General features: G+C 68.9%; 3 protein-coding genes and 1 pseudogene. All 4 read right to left on the bottom strand.

From position 1 onward, the window contains the following. Nucleotides 1–11 precede the first annotated feature (11 nt). Nucleotides 12–10742 (bottom strand): type I polyketide synthase, encoded by a 10731-nt coding sequence (locus OG562_RS04330; RefSeq protein ID WP_266393765.1) that lies wholly within the window; start codon nucleotides 10740–10742, stop codon nucleotides 12–14. A 117-nt stretch (nucleotides 10743–10859) separates the two neighbouring features. Beyond that, nucleotides 10860–11630 carry a beta-ketoacyl reductase gene (locus OG562_RS45970; protein ID WP_353962848.1) on the bottom strand — a complete coding sequence of 257 codons (771 nt, stop codon included), beginning with the start codon at nucleotides 11628–11630 and terminating at the stop codon, nucleotides 10860–10862. A 72-nt stretch (nucleotides 11631–11702) separates the two neighbouring features. Continuing rightward, a pseudogene (locus OG562_RS04340) lies at nucleotides 11703–15334 on the bottom strand (type I polyketide synthase); the annotation flags it as partial. Next, on the bottom strand, nucleotides 15240–21620 hold the full coding sequence (locus tag OG562_RS04345) for a type I polyketide synthase (RefSeq protein WP_266393766.1): 6381 nt from the start codon (nucleotides 21618–21620) through the stop codon (nucleotides 15240–15242). The gene OG562_RS04345 and the pseudogene OG562_RS04340, both read right to left, overlap by 95 nt. Nucleotides 21621–21638: the final 18 nt, after the last annotated feature.

A 21638-nucleotide genomic window follows, 5' to 3' on the forward strand; every position in this document is an offset into this window, starting at 1 on the left:
TACGAGGTCGGTCAGGAGTCTTTGCCGTCAAGTGCCATGCGGATGAGGTTGTCGACGTCCATCTCGTCGATGGACTCCGCCTCCGCTTCGCCGTCCGTCCTGTTTTCCCTCGCCGGATCGACGAGTTTCAGCACGAGGTCCAGCAGGCCGGCCTCGCGGAATCGAGACATGGGGATGCAGGAAATGGCCTCTTGGAATGCCTTTTCCTCGGGGTCCAGCTCCGTCATGGAACCTTCGGGAGCAATCTCACGCCAGATCTGCTCGGCAAGCTGTGTGGGATTCGGGTAGTCGAAGACGAGGGTGGCAGGCAGCCGCATACCGGCCGCCGAGCTCAGCCGGTTGCGCAGTTCCACTGCTGTCAGTGAATCGAAGCCCAGGTCGTTGAACGGCTTCTCGGCACCCACTGCGTCCGGTGTCGTATGCCCCAGCACTACGGCGACCTCGCTCCGTACCAACTGAACCAAGTGCCGTATGGCCTCCGCCTCGCCCATGACGGCCAGGCGTTCACGCAGACCCGGATCGCCAGACGCCTCGATCGCACGTCGGATTCGGGTCCGGACAAGTCCACTGAGAATGACCGGGAGTTGTCCGGAATCAGCGAGCGCGCGAAGGGCAGGGAAGTTGAGGCGTGTGGGGACCAGCAGGCCGTCATGCTCAGCCACTGCGAGGGCGCCGTCCAACAAGGCCAGACCTTCTACCTCGCTCAACGCCTCCCCGCCCTGCCGCGCGATCCGCTGCCGATCGACCGCACCAAGCCCACCTGCCATCGACTCATCACCGGCCCACAGGCCCCAGGCGAGCGAGAGACCCGGCAGACCCTCCGCCCGACGCGCCTGCGCCAACGCGTCCAGGAACACATTCCCCGCCGCATAACCCGCCTGACCCGCCGTCCCGAACACACCGGCCGCCGACGAGAACAACACGAACGCCGACAAGCCCATGCCCCGCGTCAGCTCATGCAGATGCCACGCCGCATCCACCTTCGGCGCCAACACCGCACCCAACCTCCCCCCGTCCAACGACTCCACCACCCCGTCGTCCAGCACACCCGCCGCATGCACCACACCCGACAACACCCGACCCGACAACACACCCGCCAACCCGTCACGATCAGCCACATCACACGCCACCACCTCCACCCGAGCCCCCATCCCCGTCAACTCCCGCACCAACTCCCCCACACCCTCGGCCCCCAGACCACGCCGACTCACCAACACCAACTCCCGCACCCCGTGCACACCCACCAGATGCCGGGCCACCACACCACCCAAGACACCCGACGCACCCGTCACCAACACCGCACCCCCACCGAACACGACACCGGCGGGAACAACGGACGAAACGAGCTCAGCCCGGGCAAGACGCGGCGCCAACACCACACCCTCCCGCACCGCCCACTGCGCCTCACCCGACGCCAACCCCGCCTCAATCGCCTCCACACCCGCATCGACAGAAACATCACCCAACACCAACCGACCCGGATGCTCCGCCTGCGCCGACCGCACCAAACCCCACACACCAGCCCACCGCACATCCACAACCGCACCACCAGCAGCGGCACTGCCGCCGGCGGCAACCGCACCCCGCGTGACAATCACCAACCGCCGACCAGCCGACTCCTCATCGGCCAGCCACCCCTGCACCACCTCCAACACCCGCACCAACCCCTCACGAGCCACCTCCACAACCCCACCCTCAAGCACCGGGCACTCCCACACCACCACCGACTCATCCAGCACCACCCCACCCGAAACCGAACCAGCCCCCCAACCCGAACCCGAACCCGGAACCGGAACCGGAACCCACTCCACCCGGAACAACGACTCAGCACCCGACCCACCCACCGAAGCCACCGCCACCGCCGCAGCAGCAAGCTGCTCCTCCGACACCTCCCGAAGAGTCAAGGACTCGACTGAAGCCACCGGCAGACCGCCCTCATCGAACAGAGCCACCCCCACCACACCACCACGCTCGACCACCGACACACACACCCGCACCGCCCTCGCACCCGTCGCATACAACGACACGCCCGACCAGGCAAACGGCAACCGTGCGCCGTTCTCACCCGCGGGCACCAGGAGCCCTATGACGTGCAGGGCCGCGTCGAGGAGAGCCGGATGCAGACCGAACTCCGCCGCAGACTCCGCAACCTCCTCCGGCAACACCACCTCCGCGAACACCTCGTCACCACGCCGCCACACCCCACGCAACCCCTGGAACGCAGGCCCGTAGGTCAGCCCCTTCTCAGAGAGCAGCCCATACACGTCGGCCAAATCGACGGCGGTGGCGTTGCTCGGTGGCCACGACTCCTCACTCTTGCCTGGCCCCTGGGCCGCCGTGGCGAGAACGCCATCAGCGTGCACCGTCCACTCCGCACCTGGCGCCATACCGGAGTCAGACGGCCGCGAGTGGATCTCGAGGGTCCGGTGTCCTTCCGCATCAGCGTTTCCGACCGACACCTGAAGCTGGACCGCGCCCGTCTCCGGCAACACCAGCGGCGTCTGCAACGTCAGCTCCTCCAGGCGATCGCAGCCCACCTCCTCACCCGCCCGCAACGCCAACTCCACCAACAGGGAGCCTGGGACCAGGACCGTCCCGCTCAAGGCGTGATCGGCCAGCCACGGGTGCGAGGTCAATGACACCCGCCCGGTCAACACGGTCCCCCCACTGCCCGCAAGCGCCACCGACGCACCGAGGAGACCGTGACCGGGGGAGTCCAGACCCGCAGCCGTCACGTCACCAACGCCAACAGGTGCATCGAGCCAGTACCGCTCCCGCTGGAAGGCATACGTCGGCAACTCCACCCGCCGACCACCCGGCACCACCATGTTCCAGTCCACCGCCGTGCCGGCCGCATGCAACCGCCCCACAGCCGTCATCGCCGACCGCACCTCGTCCCGATCACGCCGCAACACCGGCACACTCGCCACGTCCTGGAGGCACTGACCGACCAGCCCGGCCAGCACCGCGTCCGGACCCACCTCCACGAACACCCGCACACCCTGGGCGTGCAGCACACCGACAGCGTCGGAGAAACGCACCGCATCACGCACATGCCGCACCCAGTACTCGGGGGCGGCGATCTCCTCTCCTACGACGGCGCCCGTCACCGCCGACACGAACGGCAGCGTCGGAGCGGTGAAGCGCAGACCCTCGAGAACGGCGCGGAAATCGTCCAGCATCGGCTCCATCAACGGCGAATGGAAGGCATGGCTCACCGTGAGCCGCCTGGTGCGGGCCCCGCGCGCGGCGAGCTCCGTCACGACCTCGCCCACCGCCGCCTCCACACCCGAGACGACAAGCGAGGCCGGCCCGTTCACGGCCGCGACGCCCACCTCGTGCTCACGCCCCGCCAACAGCCCACGCACCTCGTCCTCGCCCGCCTCCACCGCGGCCATCGCACCGCCAGAAGGCAGCCGCTGCATCAGCCGGCCACGAGCCGCGACCAGAACACAGGCATCCTCCAGCGAGAAGACCCCCGCCAGATGCGCGGCCGCGATCTCACCGATCGAATGCCCCGCCACCATGTCCGGACGGATCCCCCACGACTCCAGCAGCCGGAACAGCGCCACCTCCAACGCGAACAACGCAGGCTGCGCGAACTCCGTCCGCGCCAACACACCCGCGTCCTCGCCCCACATCACATCCCGCAGCACCCCCGACCCCGCCACCAGCGGCTCCAACACCCCCAAAACCTCATCCAACACCCTCGCGAACACCGGGAACGTACGCGCCAGCTCCCGGCCCATACCCAGCCGCTGCGCACCCTGCCCCGTGAACAAGAACGCCGCCCGACCCGCCCCCGGGGCCTCCACCGGCACCACCGCATCCAACCCCGCCAGCAGCTCCTCCCGATCGGCGCCCACCACCACCGCCCGGTGCTCCAGCACACCACGCTCCGTGGCCAACGAGAACGCCACATCCACCGGCCGCACCCCCGGCCGCCGCGCCACGAACGACCGCAACCGCCCCGCCTGAGCCACCAACGCCGACTCAGACCCGGCACTGATCACCCACGGCACCACCGACCCATCCACCGGCTCCAACATCGCCTCAGGGACCTCGGCCGTCTGCGGCGCCTGCTCGACGATCACGTGAGCGTTCGTGCCGCTGAACCCGAACGACGAGACGCCCGCCCGGCGAGGTTCGCCCGTCTCGGGCCAGGACGTCTCCTCGGAGAGCAGTCGTACGGCGCCGTCCGACCAGTCGATGTGCGGCGACGGCTCATCGACATGCAGCGTCCGCGGCAGCACACCCGCCCGCAACGCCATCACCATCTTGATCACACCGCCCACCCCGGCGGCGGCCTGCGCATGCCCGATGTTCGACTTCAACGACCCCAACCACAACGGCCGCTGTCCATCCCCACGCGCCTGCCCGTACGTCGCCTGCAACGCCTGCGCCTCGATCGGATCACCCAACGTGGTCCCCGTACCATGCGCCTCCACCGCATCCACCTGACCCGCCTGCAGTCCGGCCGAGGCCAGGGCCTGGCGGATCACCCGCTGCTGTGACGGACCGTTCGGCGCGGTCAGCCCGTTCGACGCGCCGTCCTGATTCACCGCACTGCCCCGCACCACAGCCCACACCGGATGCCCCAACCGCCGCGCATCCGACAACCGCTCCACCAACAACATCCCCGCACCCTCAGCCCACCCCGTGCCGTCCGCACCCGCCGAGAACGCCTTGCACCGCCCGTCAGCCGCAAGCCCCCGCTGCCGACTGAAATTCACAAACGCCTCAGGCGTCGCCATCACCGTCACACCACCGGCCAACGCCATCTCACACTCACCCGACCGCAACGCCTGCACCGCCAGATGCAACGCCACCAACGACGACGAACACGCCGTGTCCACACTGACCGCAGGCCCCTCCAACCCGAACGTGTACGACAAACGCCCCGCAATCACACTCGTCGCGTTCCCCGTCCCCATCAAACCCTCAAGATGCGCCGGAACCTCACGCAACCGCGACGCATAATCGTGATACATCACCCCCGCGAACACACCCGTACGACTCCCCCGCAACCCCACCGGATCCACACCCGCCCGCTCAAACGCCTCCCACGACACCTCCAACAACAACCGCTGCTGCGGATCCATCGCCAACGCCTCACGCGGCGAAATACCAAAGAACCCCGCATCGAACTCCGCCGCACGATGCAAAAACCCACCCTCACGCGAATACGTCGTACCCGCATGATCCGGATCGGGGTCGTACAGAGCCTCGACATCCCAACCACGATCGGTCGGAAACTCGGAAATCGCGTCCCGCCCAGCAGTCACCAGACTCCACAAATCCTCCGGCGACTCCACACCACCCGGGAAACGGCACCCCATCCCCACAATCGCTATCGGCTCATCATTGAACGTGACGGTGGCTGCCGCTGCCGCAGGCGTCTGGACCGATGCACCCACCACCTGGGCCAGTACATGTCCGGCAAGTTCCGCAGAGGTCGGGTAGTCGAAGACGAGTGTGGCCGGCAGGCGCAGACCGGTCGCCGCAGTCAGGCGGTTGCGCAGCTCGACGGCCGTCAGCGAGTCGAAGCCCAGTTCCTTGAAAGACTGTGTCGCATGGATGGTGTCGGGAGTGGCATGCCCGAGGACACCAGCCACGACACGGCGCACCAAGTCGCTGACGAACTGCTCCTGTTCAGCCCTCGACATTCCTGCCAGAGTGCTCCCCAGTCCACCGGCGTCCGCGCCCACCGCAGCACTGCCGGACGCCTGCCGCCGCGCATTCACCGGCACCAAGGAACGCAGGATCGGAGCCAGCGTTCCGGCCTCCGCCTGGGTGCGGAGCGCGAGGCGGTTGAGGCGCACTGGTACCAGTAGAGCCGCGGCTGTGTCGCTCAACGCCAGGTCGAAGAGACCGAGCCCGTCTTCCTCGCTCAGCGCTTCACCGCCGAGGTCCGCGATGCGCCTCCGGTCCGTTTCGGTCAGGTCGCCGGTCATCGCGCTCGCCCGCGCCCACAGACCCCACGCCAACGACAGACCCGGCAGACCCTCCGCCCGACGCGCCTGCGCCAACGCGTCCAGGAACACATTCCCCGCCGCATAACCCGCCTGACCCGCCGTCCCGAACACACCGGCCGCCGACGAGAACAACACGAACGCCGACAAGCCCATACCCCGCGTCAGCTCATGCAGATGCCACGCCGCATCCACCTTCGGCGCCAACACCGCACCCAACCTCCCCCCGTCCAACGACTCCACCACCCCGTCGTCCAGCACACCCGCCGCATGCACCACACCCGACAACACCCGACCCGACAACACACCCGCCAACCCGTCACGATCAGCCACATCACACGCCACCACCTCCACCCGAGCCCCCATCCCCGTCAACTCCCGCACCAACTCCCCCACACCCTCGGCCCCCAGACCACGCCGACTCACCAACACCAACTCCCGCACCCCGTGCACACCCACCAGATGCCGGGCCACCACACCACCCAAGACACCCGACGCACCCGTCACCAACACCGCACCCCCACCGAACACGACACCGGCGGGAACAACGGACGAAACGAGCTCAGCCCGGGCAAGACGCGGCACCAACACCACACCCTCCCGCACCGCCCACTGCGCCTCACCCGACGCCAACCCCGCCTCAACCGCCTCCACACCCGCATCGACAGAAACATCACCCAACACCAACCGACCCGGATGCTCCGCCTGCGCCGACCGCACCAAACCCCACACACCAGCCCACCGCACATCCACAACCGCACCACCAGCACCGGCGCCGGCGCCGGCGGCCACCGCACCCCGCGTGACAATCACCAACCGCCGACCAGCCGACTCCTCATCAGCCAGCCACCCCTGCACCACCTCCAACACCCGCACCAACCCCTCACGAGCCACCTCCACAACCCCACCCTCAAGCACCGGGCACTCCCACACCACCACCGACTCATCCGACACCACCCCACCCGAAACCGAACCAGCCCCCGAACCCGAACCCGAACCCGGAACCGGAACCGGAACCCACTCCACCCGGAACAACGACTCAGCACCCGACCCACCCACCGAAGCCACCGCCACCGCCGCAGCAGCAGCAAGCTGCTCCTCCGACACCTCCCGAGTCACCAGCTCCTCCACCGAAGCCACCGGCGCACCCGACGCATCCGCCACATCAACGGAGAAGCTGTCCGCACCGGTTGCCGCGAGCCGCACCCGCAGAGCTGTCGCACCGACCGCGTACAGAGACACTCCGAACCACGTGAACGGCAGTCGCGTGCCTCCGTCGGCGGCAAGTGCCGTCAGTCCCACGGCGTGCAGGGCCGCGTCGAGGAGAGCCGGATGCAGACCGAACTCCGCCGCAGACCCTGCTGCCTCCTCCGGCAACGTCACCTCCGCGAACACCTCGTCACCACGCCGCCACACCCCACGCAACCCCTGGAACGCAGGCCCGTACTCATACCCCCGCCCCGCCAGACCCTCGTAGAAGTCCCGTACATCCACCGACACCGCACCCCTCGGCGGCCACACCGACAGATCCACACCACCACCCGAACCACCACCCGAACCCAGAACACCACTCCCATGCAACGTCCACACACCCCCGCCCCCGGCCACCTCCAACCGGGAATACACACCAACCTCCCGCACACCCCCCTCACCCGCACCACCGACAACCACCTGAACCTGCACACCACCCGCCCCCGGCAACACCAGCGGCGCCTGCAGCGTCAGCTCCTCCAGGCGATCGCAGCCCACCTCCTCACCCGCCCGCAACGCCAACTCCACCAACGCCGCACCCGGCACCAGAACCACACCACGCACCGCGTGATCAGCCAGCCACGCATGCGACGCCAACGAAACACGACCCGTGAGCAGAACACCGTCACCCTCGGCCAGAGCAACCGACGCGCCAAGGAGCGGGTGACGGAGGGCGCCGAGTCCAACGGCCGCCACGTCGCCGGTGCCGACAGGCGCATCCAGCCAGTACCGCTCCCGCTGGAAGGCATACGTCGGCAGTTCCACGCGGCTGCCGCCGAGACCGTCGAGAACCGCAGCCCAATCGATGGTCGTACCGGCCGCGTACAGCCGCCCGAGGGCGGCGAGGAGGGTCTGTTCCTCCGGCTGGTCCCTACGCAGCGCGGCCACGAGCAGCGCCGACGGACCGCCGCCGTCGGCGGCGCCCCGCTCGCCTTCATCCCCTTGCGCCTGCTGGTCGAGGACTTCCTGGACCATGGGGACGAGCGCGGCGGACGGTCCTATCTCGACGTATCTGCCGACGCCCTGCGTCTCCAGGGTGGCGACGGCGTCGGCAAATCGGACGGTCCCGCGGACGTGGGCGACCCAGTAGTCGGCCGACCGCATCTCCTGCGTGTCCATGGTCGCGGTGACCGTCGAGACGAGGGGGATCATCGGCTCATGGAACGTCATGTTCTCGACCGTGCGGCGGAACGCGTCCAGCATCGGTTCCATCAGCGGGGAGTGGAAGGCGTGGCTGACCGTGAGCCGCTTGGTCCGGGCGCCGTGTGCGGCAAGCTGGGCGACGATCTCACCCACCGCGGCCTGGGTGCCGGAAACGACCACCGACCTGGGCCCGTTCACCGCGGCCAGGCCGACCTCGTGCTCACGTCCGGTCAAGAGTGGACGTACCTCGTCCTGGGTGGCTTCAACGGCCACCATGGTTCCGCCGGCGGGGAGTCGCTGCATCAGGCGGCCGCGCGCGGCGACCAGGGTGCAGGCGTCCTCCAGGGAGAGAATGCCGGAGACGTGGGCGGCCGCGATCTCACCGATGGAGTGGCCGACGAGGACGTCGGGCCGTACGCCCCACGATTCCAGAAGACGGAAGAGGCTCAGTTGCAGGGCGAACACGGCGGGCTGGGTGTAGGCGGTGGTGTCGAGCAGCGCTGCCTCCGGTGAGCCCTGCGCGGCGAACATCACTTCCCGCAGCGGTTGTTCGAGAAGGGGAGCGAGTGCGGTGCACACGGCGTCGAGGCTCTGCCGGAACACCGGGAACCTGTCGTACAACTCCCGCCCCATGCCCGCCCGTTGCGACCCCTGCCCGGAGAAGAGGAAGACGGTCGTGCCGGGGGTGGGAGCGGTGGGAATGCCGGCCGGGAGTTCGGCGATGGCGAACTCGGCGACGGCGTGCAGCAGTTCGTCGCGGCCGTTGCCGAGCGCGACGAACCGGTGGGGGAATGCCGTACGAGTGCAGGCGAGTGACAGCCCGACGTCGAGGGGGTGTTGCTCCGGGTGGGCGAGAAGGTGCGCGTGCAGTCGCGCGGTTTGTGCGCGCAGACCGTCGACCGTCTTGGCGGAGATCGCCCAGGGAATCACCGCGGAGCTCTCCGCCGTCGCCTCCCCCTCCGGGGACGCGGTGGCCGGTTCGAGCTGCGGGGCTTGCTCGAGAAGGATGTGCGCGTTGGTGCCGCTGACGCCGAACGACGACACGCCGGCCCGGCGAGGTTCGCCCGTCTCGGGCCAGGACGTCTCCTCGGAGAGCAGTCGTACGGCGCCGTCCGACCAGTCGATGTGCGGCGACGGCTCATCGACATGCAGCGTCCGCGGCAGCACACCCGCCCGCAACGCCATCACCATCTTGATCACACCACCCACACCCGCAGCAGCCTGCGCATGCCCGATGTTCGACTTCAACGACCCCAACCACAACGGCCGCTCCCCGAGACGCGCCTGCCCGTACACCGCCTGCAACGCCTGCGCCTCGATCGGGTCCCCCAACGTGGTCCCCGTACCATGCGCCTCCACCGCATCCACCTGACCCGCCTGCAGTCCGGCCGAGGCCAGGGCCTGGCGGATCACCCGCTGCTGTGACGGACCGTTCGGCGCGGTCAGCCCGTTCGACGCACCGTCCTGATTCACCGCACTGCCCCGCACCACAGCCCACACCGGATGCCCCAACCGCCGCGCATCCGACAACCGCTCCACCAACAGCATCCCCGCACCCTCAGCCCACCCCGTGCCGTCCGCATCGGCGGAGAACGCCTTGCACCGTCCATCAGCCGCAAGCCCCCGCTGCCGACTGAACTCGATGAACGTCTCGGGAGTGGACATGACGGTGACGCCGCCGGCGAGGGCCATCGTGCACTCACCCTGCCGGATCGCCTGCATCGCCAGATGCAACGCCACCAACGACGACGAACACGCCGTGTCCACCGTCACCGCCGGACCCTCCAGCCCGAACGTGTAAGCGATCCGACCCGTCGCGATACTCCCCGCACTCCCGTTGCCGACGTACCCCTCCACCCCCTCCGGCACCGCACCCACACCCAACCGCGACCCGTAATCGTGATACATCACCCCCGCGAACACACCCGTACGACTCCCCCGCAACCCCACCGGATCCACACCCGCCCGCTCAAACGCCTCCCACGACACCTCCAACAACAACCGCTGCTGCGGATCCATCGCCAACGCCTCACGCGGCGAAATGCCAAAGAACCCCGCATCGAACTCCGCCGCACGATGCAAAAACCCACCCTCACGGGCGTAGCTCTTGCCCGGGCTCTCGGGGTCCGGGTCGTAGAGGTCGTCGATGTCCCAGCCCCGGTCGTCGGGCATGTCGCCGACGGCGTCGCGGCCCGCCGCGACCAGCTCCCACAGGCCCTCGGGGGACTCCACGCCGCCGGGGTAGCGACAGGCCATTCCCACGATCGCGATGGGTTCGTGCTGTGCCGCCTCGGCCAGGTTGAGCCGACGCCGAGTCTCGTGCAGGTCGGTCGTGACCCGCTTGAGGTAGTCGCGCAGCTTCTGCTCGTTGGACATCAGTCACTCACCATTTCGCGTCGTCGTCCAAGTCGTCGTCGGGGACGATCGGCATTCAGCCCGGTTCGCTGTACAGAACGGCCGTTGTCGGCCGGGATCGCTGAGTACGGTCGGCGCTCAGCCGAGTTCGTTGTCGATGAAGGCGAAGATCTCGTCGTCCGTGGCGGAGTCCAGCTGGTCGGCGACGCCGTCGGCCTCCGTCGACCTCGCCCTCTCCTCGAATCGGGCGAGCAACGCGGAGAGCCGGCGCTGAATGTCGACGTTCTCCTCGTCGGTCGCGTCGACTTCGGTCAACGTCCGTTCGATCCGGTCGAGTTCGTCGAGCACTCCGCTGAGGCTGGGAGCCTCAAGGCCCGGGATCCGCATCCGCAGATGCTGGGCGAGTTCTCCGGCCGTCGGGTAGTCGAAGACCAACGTCGCGCCCAGCTTCAGGCCGGTAACCGCATTCAGTCGGTTGCGCAGTTCCACCGCCGTCAACGAGTCGAAGCCCAACTCCTTGAAGGCGTGCCCGGGTTCGATCAGCGCCGGAGAGCCGTGCCCCAGTACGCCGGCCACTTCCGTGCGCACGAGTTCGAGCAGGTGAGCGGAGCGCTGTTCCTCACCCATCGCCGCCAGCCTCCCAGCCAGCCCACCACCCTCACCCTCACCCACACCGGCCACCGCCTGACGCCTCGCGCGCACCGGCACCAACCCCCGCAACACCCCAGGCACACCCTCCACACCCCGACGCAACGCCGCCAGATCAAGCCGGATCGGCACCAGCAGACCGTCATGCTCACCCCCGGCCAGCGCCCCGTCGAACAACGCCAGACCCTCCTCGTCCGACAACGCCCGCGCACCCGAACGCTCCAGCCGCCTCACATCCGCCTCCGTCAGGTCGCCGGTCATCGCGCTCGCCCGCGCCCACAGACCCCACGCCAACGACAGACCCGGCAGACCCTCCGCCCGACGCGCCTGCGCCAACGCGTCCAGGAACACATTCCCCGCCGCATAACCCGCCTGACCCGCCGTCCCGAACACACCGGCCGCCGACGAGAACAACACGAACGCCGACAAGCCCATACCCCGCGTCAGCTCATGCAGATGCCACGCCGCATCCACCTTCGGCGCCAACACCGCACCCAACCTCCCCCGTCCAACGACTCCACCACCCCGTCGTCCAGCACACCCGCCGCATGCACCACACCCGACAACACCCGACCCGACAACACACCCGCCAACCCGTCACGATCAGCCACATCACACGCCACCACCTCCACCCGAGCCCCCATCCCCGTCAACTCCCGCACCAACTCCCCCACACCCTCGGCCCCCAGACCACGCCGACTCACCAACACCAACTCCCGCACCCCGTGCACACCCACCAGATGCCGGGCCACCACACCACCCAAGACACCCGACGCACCCGTCACCAACACCGCACCCCCACCGAACACGACACCGGCGGGAACAACGGACGAAACGAGCTCAGCCCGGGCAAGACGCGGCACCAACACCACACCCTCCCGCACCGCCCACTGCGCCTCACCCGACGCCAACCCCGCCTCAATCGCCTCCACACCCGCATCGACAGAAACATCACCCAACACCAACCGACCCGGATGCTCCGCCTGCGCCGACCGCACCAAACCCCACACACCAGCCCACCGCACATCCACAACCGCACCACCAGCAGCGGCACTGCCGCCAGCGGCAACCGCACCCCGCGTGACAATCACCAATCGCCGACCGACCGACTCCTCATCGGCCAGCCACCCCTGCACCACCTCCAACACCCGCACCAACCCCTCACGAGCCACCTCCACAACCCCACCCTCAAGCACCGGGCACTCCCACACCACCACCGACTCATCCAGCACCACCCCACCCGAAACCGAACCAGCCCCCCAACCCGAACCCGAACCCGGAACCGGAACCGGAACCCACTCCACCCGGAACAACGAGTCAGCACCCGACCCACCCACCGAAGCCACCGCCACCGCCGCAGCAGCAAGCTGCTCCTCCGACACCTCCCGAAGAGTCAAGGACTCGACTGAAGCCACCGGCAGACCGCCCTCATCGAACAGAGCCACCCCCACCACACCACCACGCTCGACCACCGACACACACACCCGCACCGCCCTCGCACCCGTCGCATACAACGACACGCCCGACCAGGCAAACGGCAGCGGTGTAGCCATGCCGTCGGCCACCGACGTGAAGTTCATGGCGTGCAGGGCCGCGTCGAGGAGAGCCGGGTGCAGACCGAACTCCGCCGCAGACCCTGCTGCCTCCTCCGGCAACGTCACCTCCGCGAACACCTCGTCACCACGCCGCCACACCCCACGCAACCCCTGGAACGCAGGCCCGTACTCATACCCCCGCCCCGCCAGACCCTCGTAGAAGTCCCGTACATCCACCGACACCGCACCCTGAGGAGGCCAGACCTGCGGACCTGTGAGGACCGAGTCCTCATCTGCTGGAGCAAGCGTGCCGCGGCCGTTGCAGGACCAGCCGGTCGCCTCTCCTGTGTCGATCTCGGGCCGTGAGTGAATCTCGAATGTCCGGTGTCCCTCCGCATCAGCGTTCCCGACCGACACCTGAAGCTGGACCGCGCCCGTCTCGGGCAACACCAGCGGCGTCTGCAACGTCAGCTCCTCCAGGCGATCGCAGCCCACCTCCTCACCCGCCCGCAACGCCAACTCCACCAAAGCCGCACCCGGCACCAGAACCACACCACGCACCGCGTGATCGGCCAACCACGCATGCGACGCCAGCGAGACACGCCCGGTCAACACGGTCCCCCCACTGCCCGCAAGCGCCACCGACGCACCCAACAGACCATGACCAGGAGACCCCAGACCCGCAGCCGTCACGTCACCAACGCCAACAGGTGCATCGAGCCAGTACCGCTCCCGCTGGAAGGCATACGTCGGCAACTCCACCCGCCGACCACCCGGCACCACCATGTTCCAGTCCACCGCCATGCCGGCCGCATGCAACCGCCCCACAGCCGACATCACCGACCGCGCCTCGTCCCGATCACGCCGCAACACCGGCACACTCGCCACGTCCTGGAGGCACTGACCGACCAGCCCGGCCAGCACCGCGTCCGGACCCACCTCCACGAACACCCGCGCACCCTGGCCATACAGAACGACGACGGCGTCCGAGAAACGCACCGCCTCGCGTACGTGCCGCACCCAGTAGTCAGCGGTGGCGATCTCCTCGCCCACGACGGCGCCCGTCACCGCCGACACGAACGGCAGCGTCGGAGCGGTGAAGCGCAGACCCTCGAGGACCGCGCGGAAATCGTCCAGCATCGGCTCCATCAACGGGGAGTGGAAGGCATGACTCACCGCCAACCGTCGCACCCGACGCCCCCGCCCCGCCAGAACTTCCACCACCCGCTCAACAGCCGCCTCCACACCGGAGACGACGAGAGAGGCCGGCCCGTTCACGGCCGCGACGCCCACCTCGTGCTCACGCCCCGCCAACAGCCCACGCACCTCGTCCTCGCCCGCCTCCACCGCGGCCATCGCACCGCCGGAAGGCAGCCGCTGCATCAGCCGGCCACGAGCCGCGACCAGAACACAGGCATCCTCCAGCGAGAAGACCCCCGCCAGATGCGCGGCCGCGATCTCACCGATCGAATGCCCCGCCACCATGTCCGGACGGATCCCCCACGACTCCAGCAGCCGGAACAGCGCCACCTCCAACGCGAACAACGCAGGCTGCGCGAACTCCGTCCGCGCCAACACACCCGCGTCCTCGCCCCACATCACATCCCGCAGCACCCCCGACCCCGCCACCAGCGGCTCCAACACCCCCAAAACCTCATCCAACACCCTCGCGAACACCGGGAACGTACGCGCCAGCTCCCGGCCCATACCCAGCCGCTGCGCACCCTGCCCCGTGAACAAGAACGCCGACATGCCCCCGACGACCGGTTCCGACGACGTCACAGAAGCAAGCCCCGCCAGCAACTCCTCCCGATCGGCGCCCACCACCACCGCCCGGTGCTCCAGCACACCACGCTCCGTGGCCAGCGAGAACGCCACATCCACCGGCCGCACCCCCGGCCGCCGCGCCACGAACGACCGCAACCGCCCCGCCTGAGCCACCAACGCCGACTCAGACCCGCCACTGATCACCCACGGCACCACCGACCCATCAACCACCCCATCCACCAGCCCCGGCGCCTCCACCTCCGCGTCCAGCTCCTGACCAGGCGCCTGCTCCAAGATCACATGCGCGTTGGTCCCACTGGCTCCGAAGGACGACACGCCGGCCCGGCGCGGCTCACCCGTCGCAGGCCACTCCTGCTCCTCCGCCAGCAGACGCACCTCACCCGCCGACCAGTCGATGTGCGACGACGGCTCCTCCACATGCAACGTCCGCGGCAGCACACCCGCCCGCAACGCCATCACCATCTTGATCACACCACCCACACCCGCAGCAGCCTGCGCATGCCCGATATTCGACTTCAACGACCCCAACCACAACGGCCGCCCGGCATCAGCCCGCTCCTGCCCATACGTCGCCAAGAGGGCCTGCGCCTCGATCGGATCCCCCAACGTCGTGCCCGTCCCGTGCGCCTCCACCGCATCCACCTGACCCGCCGACAACCCGGCTCACCCGCTGCTGCGACGGACCGCTCGGCGCCGTCAGCCCGTTCGACGCACCGTCCTGATTGATCGCGCTGCCCCGCACCACAGCCAGAACGGGATGCCCCAACCGCCGCGCATCCGACAACCGTTCCACCAGCAGCATCCCCGCACCCTCGCTGAACCCGGCTCCGTTCGCCCCCGAGCCGAACGCCTTGCACCGGGCATCCGGTGCGATGGCTCGCTGGCGGCTGAACTCGAGGAACATCTCGACGGACGACATGACGGTGACGCCGCCGGCGAGGGCCATCGTGCACTCACCCTGCCGGATCGCCTGCATCGCCAGATGCAACGCCACCAACGACGACGAACACGCCGTGTCCACCGTCACCGCCGGACCCTCCAGCCCGAACGTGTAAGCGATCCGACCCGTCGCGATACTCCCCGCACTCCCGTTGCCGACGTACCCCTCCACCCCCTCCGGCACCGCACCCACACCCAACCGCGACCCGTAATCGTGATACATCACCCCCGCGAACACACCCGTACGACTCCCCCGCAACCCCACCGGATCCACACCCGCCCGCTCAAACGCCTCCCACGACACCTCCAACAACAACCGCTGCTGCGGATCCATCGCCAACGCCTCACGCGGCGAAATACCAAAGAACCCCGCATCGAACTCCGCCGCGCCCCCCAGAAACCCACCCTCACGGGCGTAGATCCGGCCGGGGACGCCCGGTGTCGGGTCATAGAGGGACTCATGGTTCCAGCCCCGGTCGTCGGGCATCGCGGTGATGGCGTCCTTGCCTGCGAGCACCAGGTCCCAGAGTTCCTCCGGGGACGCCACATCGCCGGGGAAACGGCAGCTCATGGCGATGATCGCCATCGGCTCGTCGTCGGTGGCGGCAGAACGTGGCCGTATCGGAGCGTCGGTCGCGGAGGTCGCTGCGCCACCCAGTTCGGATGACAGAAGTCGCACCACCGCGGCGGAGTTGGGGTGGTCGAAGACGAGAGTCGCGGGCAGGCGCAGACCGGTGGCGGCACCGAGCCGATTACGGAACTCGACCGCCGTGAGGGAGTCGAAGCCGATGTCCTTGAAAGCGCGCTCGGCTTCGATGGCGTCCGGCGAGGCATGCCCCAGTACGGCGGCCACCTCGCCTCGGACCATGTCAAGGAGAAACGCCTGCCGCTGTGTTCCGCTCATCTCGGCCAGTCGGCGGCCGAGTTCGCCCTCGAAGGCCGGGGCACCGGCGCCGACGGCCTGCCGCCTGACGCGCTGCGGCACCAGGCCGCGCAGCAGCGGGGGTACCTCGTCGACGGCAGCGCGCTGCCGCAGGGCCGCCAGATCGAGCCCCATAGGAAGAAGGAAGGAGTCGTCGGCGGCGATCGCCGCGTCGAAGAGGGCGAGAGCCTTGTCCGACTCCATGGGTACGACACCCAGCCGGGCCAGCCTCTTCAGGTCGGTCTCGTCGAGCGTGCCGGTCATCGCGCTCTTCTGCGCCCACAGGCCCCAGGCGAGCGAGAGACCGGGCAGACCCTCCGCCCGACGCGCCTGCGCCAACGCGTCCAGGAACACATTCCCCGCCGCATAACCCGCCTGACCCGCCGTCCCCAGTGTGCCGGCGCCCGCAGAGAAGAGAACGAAGGCGGAGAGGTCCATGTCCCGGGTCAGCTCATGCAGATGCCACGCCGCATCCACCTTCGGCGCCAACACCGCACCCAACCTCCCCCCGTCCAACGACTCCACCACCCCGTCGTCCAGCACACCCGCCGCATGCACCACACCCGACAACACCCGACCCGACAACACACCCGCCAACCCGTCACGATCAGCCACATCACACGCCACCACCTCCACCCGAGCCCCCATCCCCGTCAACTCCCGCACCAACTCCCCCACACCCTCGGCCCCCAGACCACGCCGACTCACCAGGAGCAAGTCCCGCACCCCGTGCACACCCACCAGATGCCGGGCCACCACACCACCCAAGACACCCGACGCACCCGTCACCAACACCGCACCCCCACCGAACACGACACCGGCCGAAGGCACATCACCGACAGAGAACCCAGCCCGGGCAAGACGCGGCGCCAACACCACACCCTCCCGCACCGCCCACTGCGCCTCACCCGACGCCAACCCCGCCTCAACCGCCTCCACACCCGCATCGACAGAAACATCACCCAACACCAACCGACCCGGATGCTCCGCCTGCGCCGACCGCACCAAACCCCACACACCAGCCCACCGCACATCCACAACCGCACCACCAGCACCGGCGCCGGCGCCGGCGGCCACCGCACCCCGCGTGACAATCACCAACCGCCGACCAGCCGACTCCTCATCGGCCAGCCACCCCTGCACCACCTCCAACACCCGCACCAACCCCTCACGAGCCACCTCCACAACCCCACCCTCAAGCACCGGGCACTCCCACACCACCACCGACTCATCCGACACCACCCCACCCGAAACCGAACCAGCCCCCGAACCCGAACCCGAACCCGAACCCGGAACCGGAACCGGAACCCACTCCACCCGGAACAACGACTCAGCACCCGACCCACCCACCGAAGCCACCGCCACCGCCGCAGCAGCAAGCTGCTCCTCCGACACCTCCCGAGTCACCAGCTCCTCCACCGAAGCCACCGGCGCACCCGACGCATCCGCCACATCGAGGGTCACCGTGGCCCGGTCGCCAGCGGCGGGCGCCATGCGTACGCGCAGGGATGTCGCGCCGACCGCGTGGAGTGTCACGCCCCGCCACGAGAACGGCAGCCGGTTGCTGGTTTCGTGGTCGTCTGCGGGCGCGAAGAGGCTGGTCAGGCCGGACTGGAGGCCGGCGTCGAGGAGAGCGGGGTGCAGACCGAACTCCCCTACAGACCCCGCCACCACCTCCGGCAACACCACCTCCGCGAACACCTCGTCACCACGCCGCCACACCCCACGCAACCCCTGGAACGCAGGCCCGTACTCATACCCCCGCCCCGCCAGACCCTCGTAGAAGTCCCGTACATCCACCGACACCGCACCCCTCGGCGGCCACACCGACAGATCCACACCACCACCCGACCCACCACCCGAACCCAGAACACCACTCCCATGCAACGTCCACACACCCCCGCCCCCGGCCACCTCCAACCGGGAATACACACCAACCTCCCGCACACCCCCCTCACCCGCACCACCGACAACCACCTGAACCTGCACACCACCCGCCCCCGGCAACACCAGCGGCGCCTGCAGCGTCAGCTCCTCCAGGCGATCGCAGCCCACCTCCTCACCCGCCCGCAACGCCAACTCCACCAACGCCGCACCCGGCACCAGAACCACACCACGCACCGCGTGATCAGCCAGCCACGCATGCGACGCCAACGAAACACGACCGGTCAGCACCGATCCGCCGCTCCCCGCAAGCGCCACCGTCGCACCCAACAGCCCATGGCCGACGGAGTCGAGGCCCACAGCCGTCACATCACCGGAACCAACAGGCGCATCCAGCCAGTAGCGCTCTCGTTGGAAGGCGTACGTCGGCAACTCCACCGGACGCGCGGCCGGCAGAACGGCCGTCCAGTCGACGTCCACACCCCCCGCCCACGCCTCGCCCAACGACGACAACAACCGCCGCACACCACCCTCACCCCGACGCAACGACCCCACCACCACACCCCGCACCCCCACCGCATCCAACGTCTCCTGCACCCCCACCGCCAACACCGGATGCGCACTCACCTCCACAAACCCATCGAACCCCCGCCCCGCCAACCCCCGCACCGTCCCCTCGAAACACACCGTCTCCCGCAGATTCCGATACCAATACCCCCCGTCCAACAACCCCGTCTCCAACAACCCACCCGTCACCGTCGAATAAAACGGCACCCCACCACCACACGCCTCAACACCCCCCAACACACCAGCCAACACACCCTCCACCTCCTCCACCACCGCCGAATGCGACGCATAATCCACCGCCACCCGACGCACCCTCACCCCCTCACCCTCCAACCCCCCCAAAAACTCCTCCAACACATCCACACCCCCACACACCACACACGACGACGGCCCATTCACCGCCGCCAACCACAACCGCCCCTCCCAACCCGCCAACCGCCCCCGCACCTCACCCTCCGACAACACCACCGAAGCCATCCCACCCCGACCCGCCAACGACCCCCCGATCACCCGACTCCGCAACGCCACCACCCGCGCACCCTCACGCAACGACAGACCACCCGACACCACCGCCGCCGCAATCTCCCCCTGCGAATGCCCCACCACCGCACCCGGCTCCACCCCACACGCCCGCCACACACCCGCCAACGACACCATCACCGCCCACAACACCGGCTGCACCACATCCACAGCCCCCAACACACCCTCATCACCCGACCCCACCACCTCCAACAGATCCCACTCCACAAACTCCCCCAACGCCTCCCCACACGCCCCCATCCACCACGCGAACACCGGCGACGCCCCCAACAACTCCACCGCCATACCAACCCACTGCGCCCCCTGCCCCGGAAACACGAACACAGGGTTGGTGCCGGCATCGGCGACGCCCCTGACCAGGCCCGCTCCGGGGCGGCCGGCGGCGAGGGAGTCCAGTGCGGCCATGAGTTCTTCGCGGTCGGCGCCGACGACTACGGCACGGTGCGCGAGGGCGGAGCGGGTGGTGGCGAGGGCGTGGCCGATGGCGGCGGGCGACAGTTCAGGCCGCTCGACGAGGAAGTCCCGCAGCTTCGCCGCCTGGCCGCGCAGAGCCTCCGGCGAGGCGGCGGAGATCGGCCAGGGGACGAGCTCGTTCTCTGCCGACAACAGCGCCTCGGCGCCCACGAGGCCCTCGGCCTCGCCGGGTCCCTCGGCTACGGCCGGTTCCCCGGCGTCGACGGGCTCAGCGGTCGGAGCCTCTTCGAGGATGACGTGAGCGTTGGTGCCGCTGATCCCGAACGACGAGACGCCCGCCCGGCGCGGCTCACCCGACGCGGGCCACTCCTGCTCCTCCGCCAGCAGACGCACCTCACCCGCCGACCAGTCGATGTGCGACGACGGCTCCTCCACATGCAACGTCCGCGGCAGCACACCCGCCCGCAACGCCATCACCATCTTGATCACACCACCCACACCCGCAGCGGCCTGCGCATGCCCGATGTTCGACTTCAACGACCCCAACCACAACGGCCCCTGCCCATCCCCACGCGCCTGCCCGTACACCGCCTGCAACGCCTGCGCCTCGATCGGATCACCCAACCGCGTACCCGTACCATGCGCCTCCACCGCATCCACCTGACCCGCCTGCAGACCCGCATTCACCAACGCCTGCCGGATCACCCGCTGCTGCGCCGGACCACTCGGCGCACTCAACCCGTTCGACGCACCGTCCTGATTCACCGCACTGCCCCGCACCACCGCCCAAACCCGATGCCCCAACCGCCGCGCATCCGACAACCGCTCCAGCAGAAGCATTCCCGCACCCTCGCCGAAGCCCATGCCGTCGGCGGCGGCGGAGAACGCCTTGCACCGCCCGTCAGCCGCGAGCCCCCGCTGGCGGCTGAAGCCGGTGACGGTGTGCGGGGTGCTCATGACGGCGACACCGCCCGCGAGCGCCATGGTGCACTCCTTGCGGCGCAGCGCTTCGCAGGCGAGGTGCAGGGTGATGAGGGAGGAGGAGCAGGCCGTGTCGACGGTCAGCGCGGGGCCCTCGAGACCGAGGACGTAGGAGACACGGCCGGAGACGACGCTGGAGACGCTGCCGGTGACCAGATGGCCTTCGAGTCCCTCCGGCACCTCGGTGAGCCGGGCCCGGTATTCCTGGTAGTTGCAGCCGACGAAGACGCCGGTGCGGGAGCCCTTCAGGGTGGCGGGGTCGATGCCGGCGCGCTCTACGCTCTCCCAGGCCACTTCGAGTACGAGGCGCTGCTGGGGGTCCATGGCGAGGGCCTCGCGGGGTGAGATGCCGAAGAAGTCCGCGTCGAACTCGGTGGCGCCGGTGAGGTATCCGCCTTCTCGGGCGTAGGTGGTGCCGGGGCGGTCGGGGTCGGGGTCGTAGAGGGCGTCGACGTCCCAGCCGCGGTCGGTGGGGAGGCCGCCGACGGCGTCGACGCCGTCGCGCACGAGCCGCCACAGGTCGTCGGGCGAGGCGACTTCTCCGGGGTAGCGGCAGCCGATGCCGACGATGGCGATCGGCTCGGCGTCCTGGGCCTCGTACTCGCGCAGGCGCTGCTTCGTCTGGTGCAGATCAGCCGTGACCCGCTTCAGGTAGTCCACCAGCTTGTCGTGATCCGCCATCAGTTCCAGCCCCCGTGG

The sequence above is a fragment of the Streptomyces sp. NBC_01275 genome (genome assembly GCF_026340655.1).
Taxonomy (GTDB): domain Bacteria; phylum Actinomycetota; class Actinomycetes; order Streptomycetales; family Streptomycetaceae; genus Streptomyces.

Excerpts from the sequence above, each read along its gene's own strand:
- OG562_RS04330 (WP_266393765.1), bottom strand. The coding sequence starts at position 10,742 with ATGTCCAACGAGCAGAAGCTGCGCGACTACCTCAAGCGGGTCACGACC.
- OG562_RS45970 (WP_353962848.1), bottom strand. The coding sequence starts at position 11,630 with ATGACCGGCGACCTGACGGAGGCGGATGTGAGGCGGCTGGAGCGTTCG.
- OG562_RS04345 (WP_266393766.1), bottom strand. The coding sequence starts at position 21,620 with ATGGCGGATCACGACAAGCTGGTGGACTACCTGAAGCGGGTCACGGCT.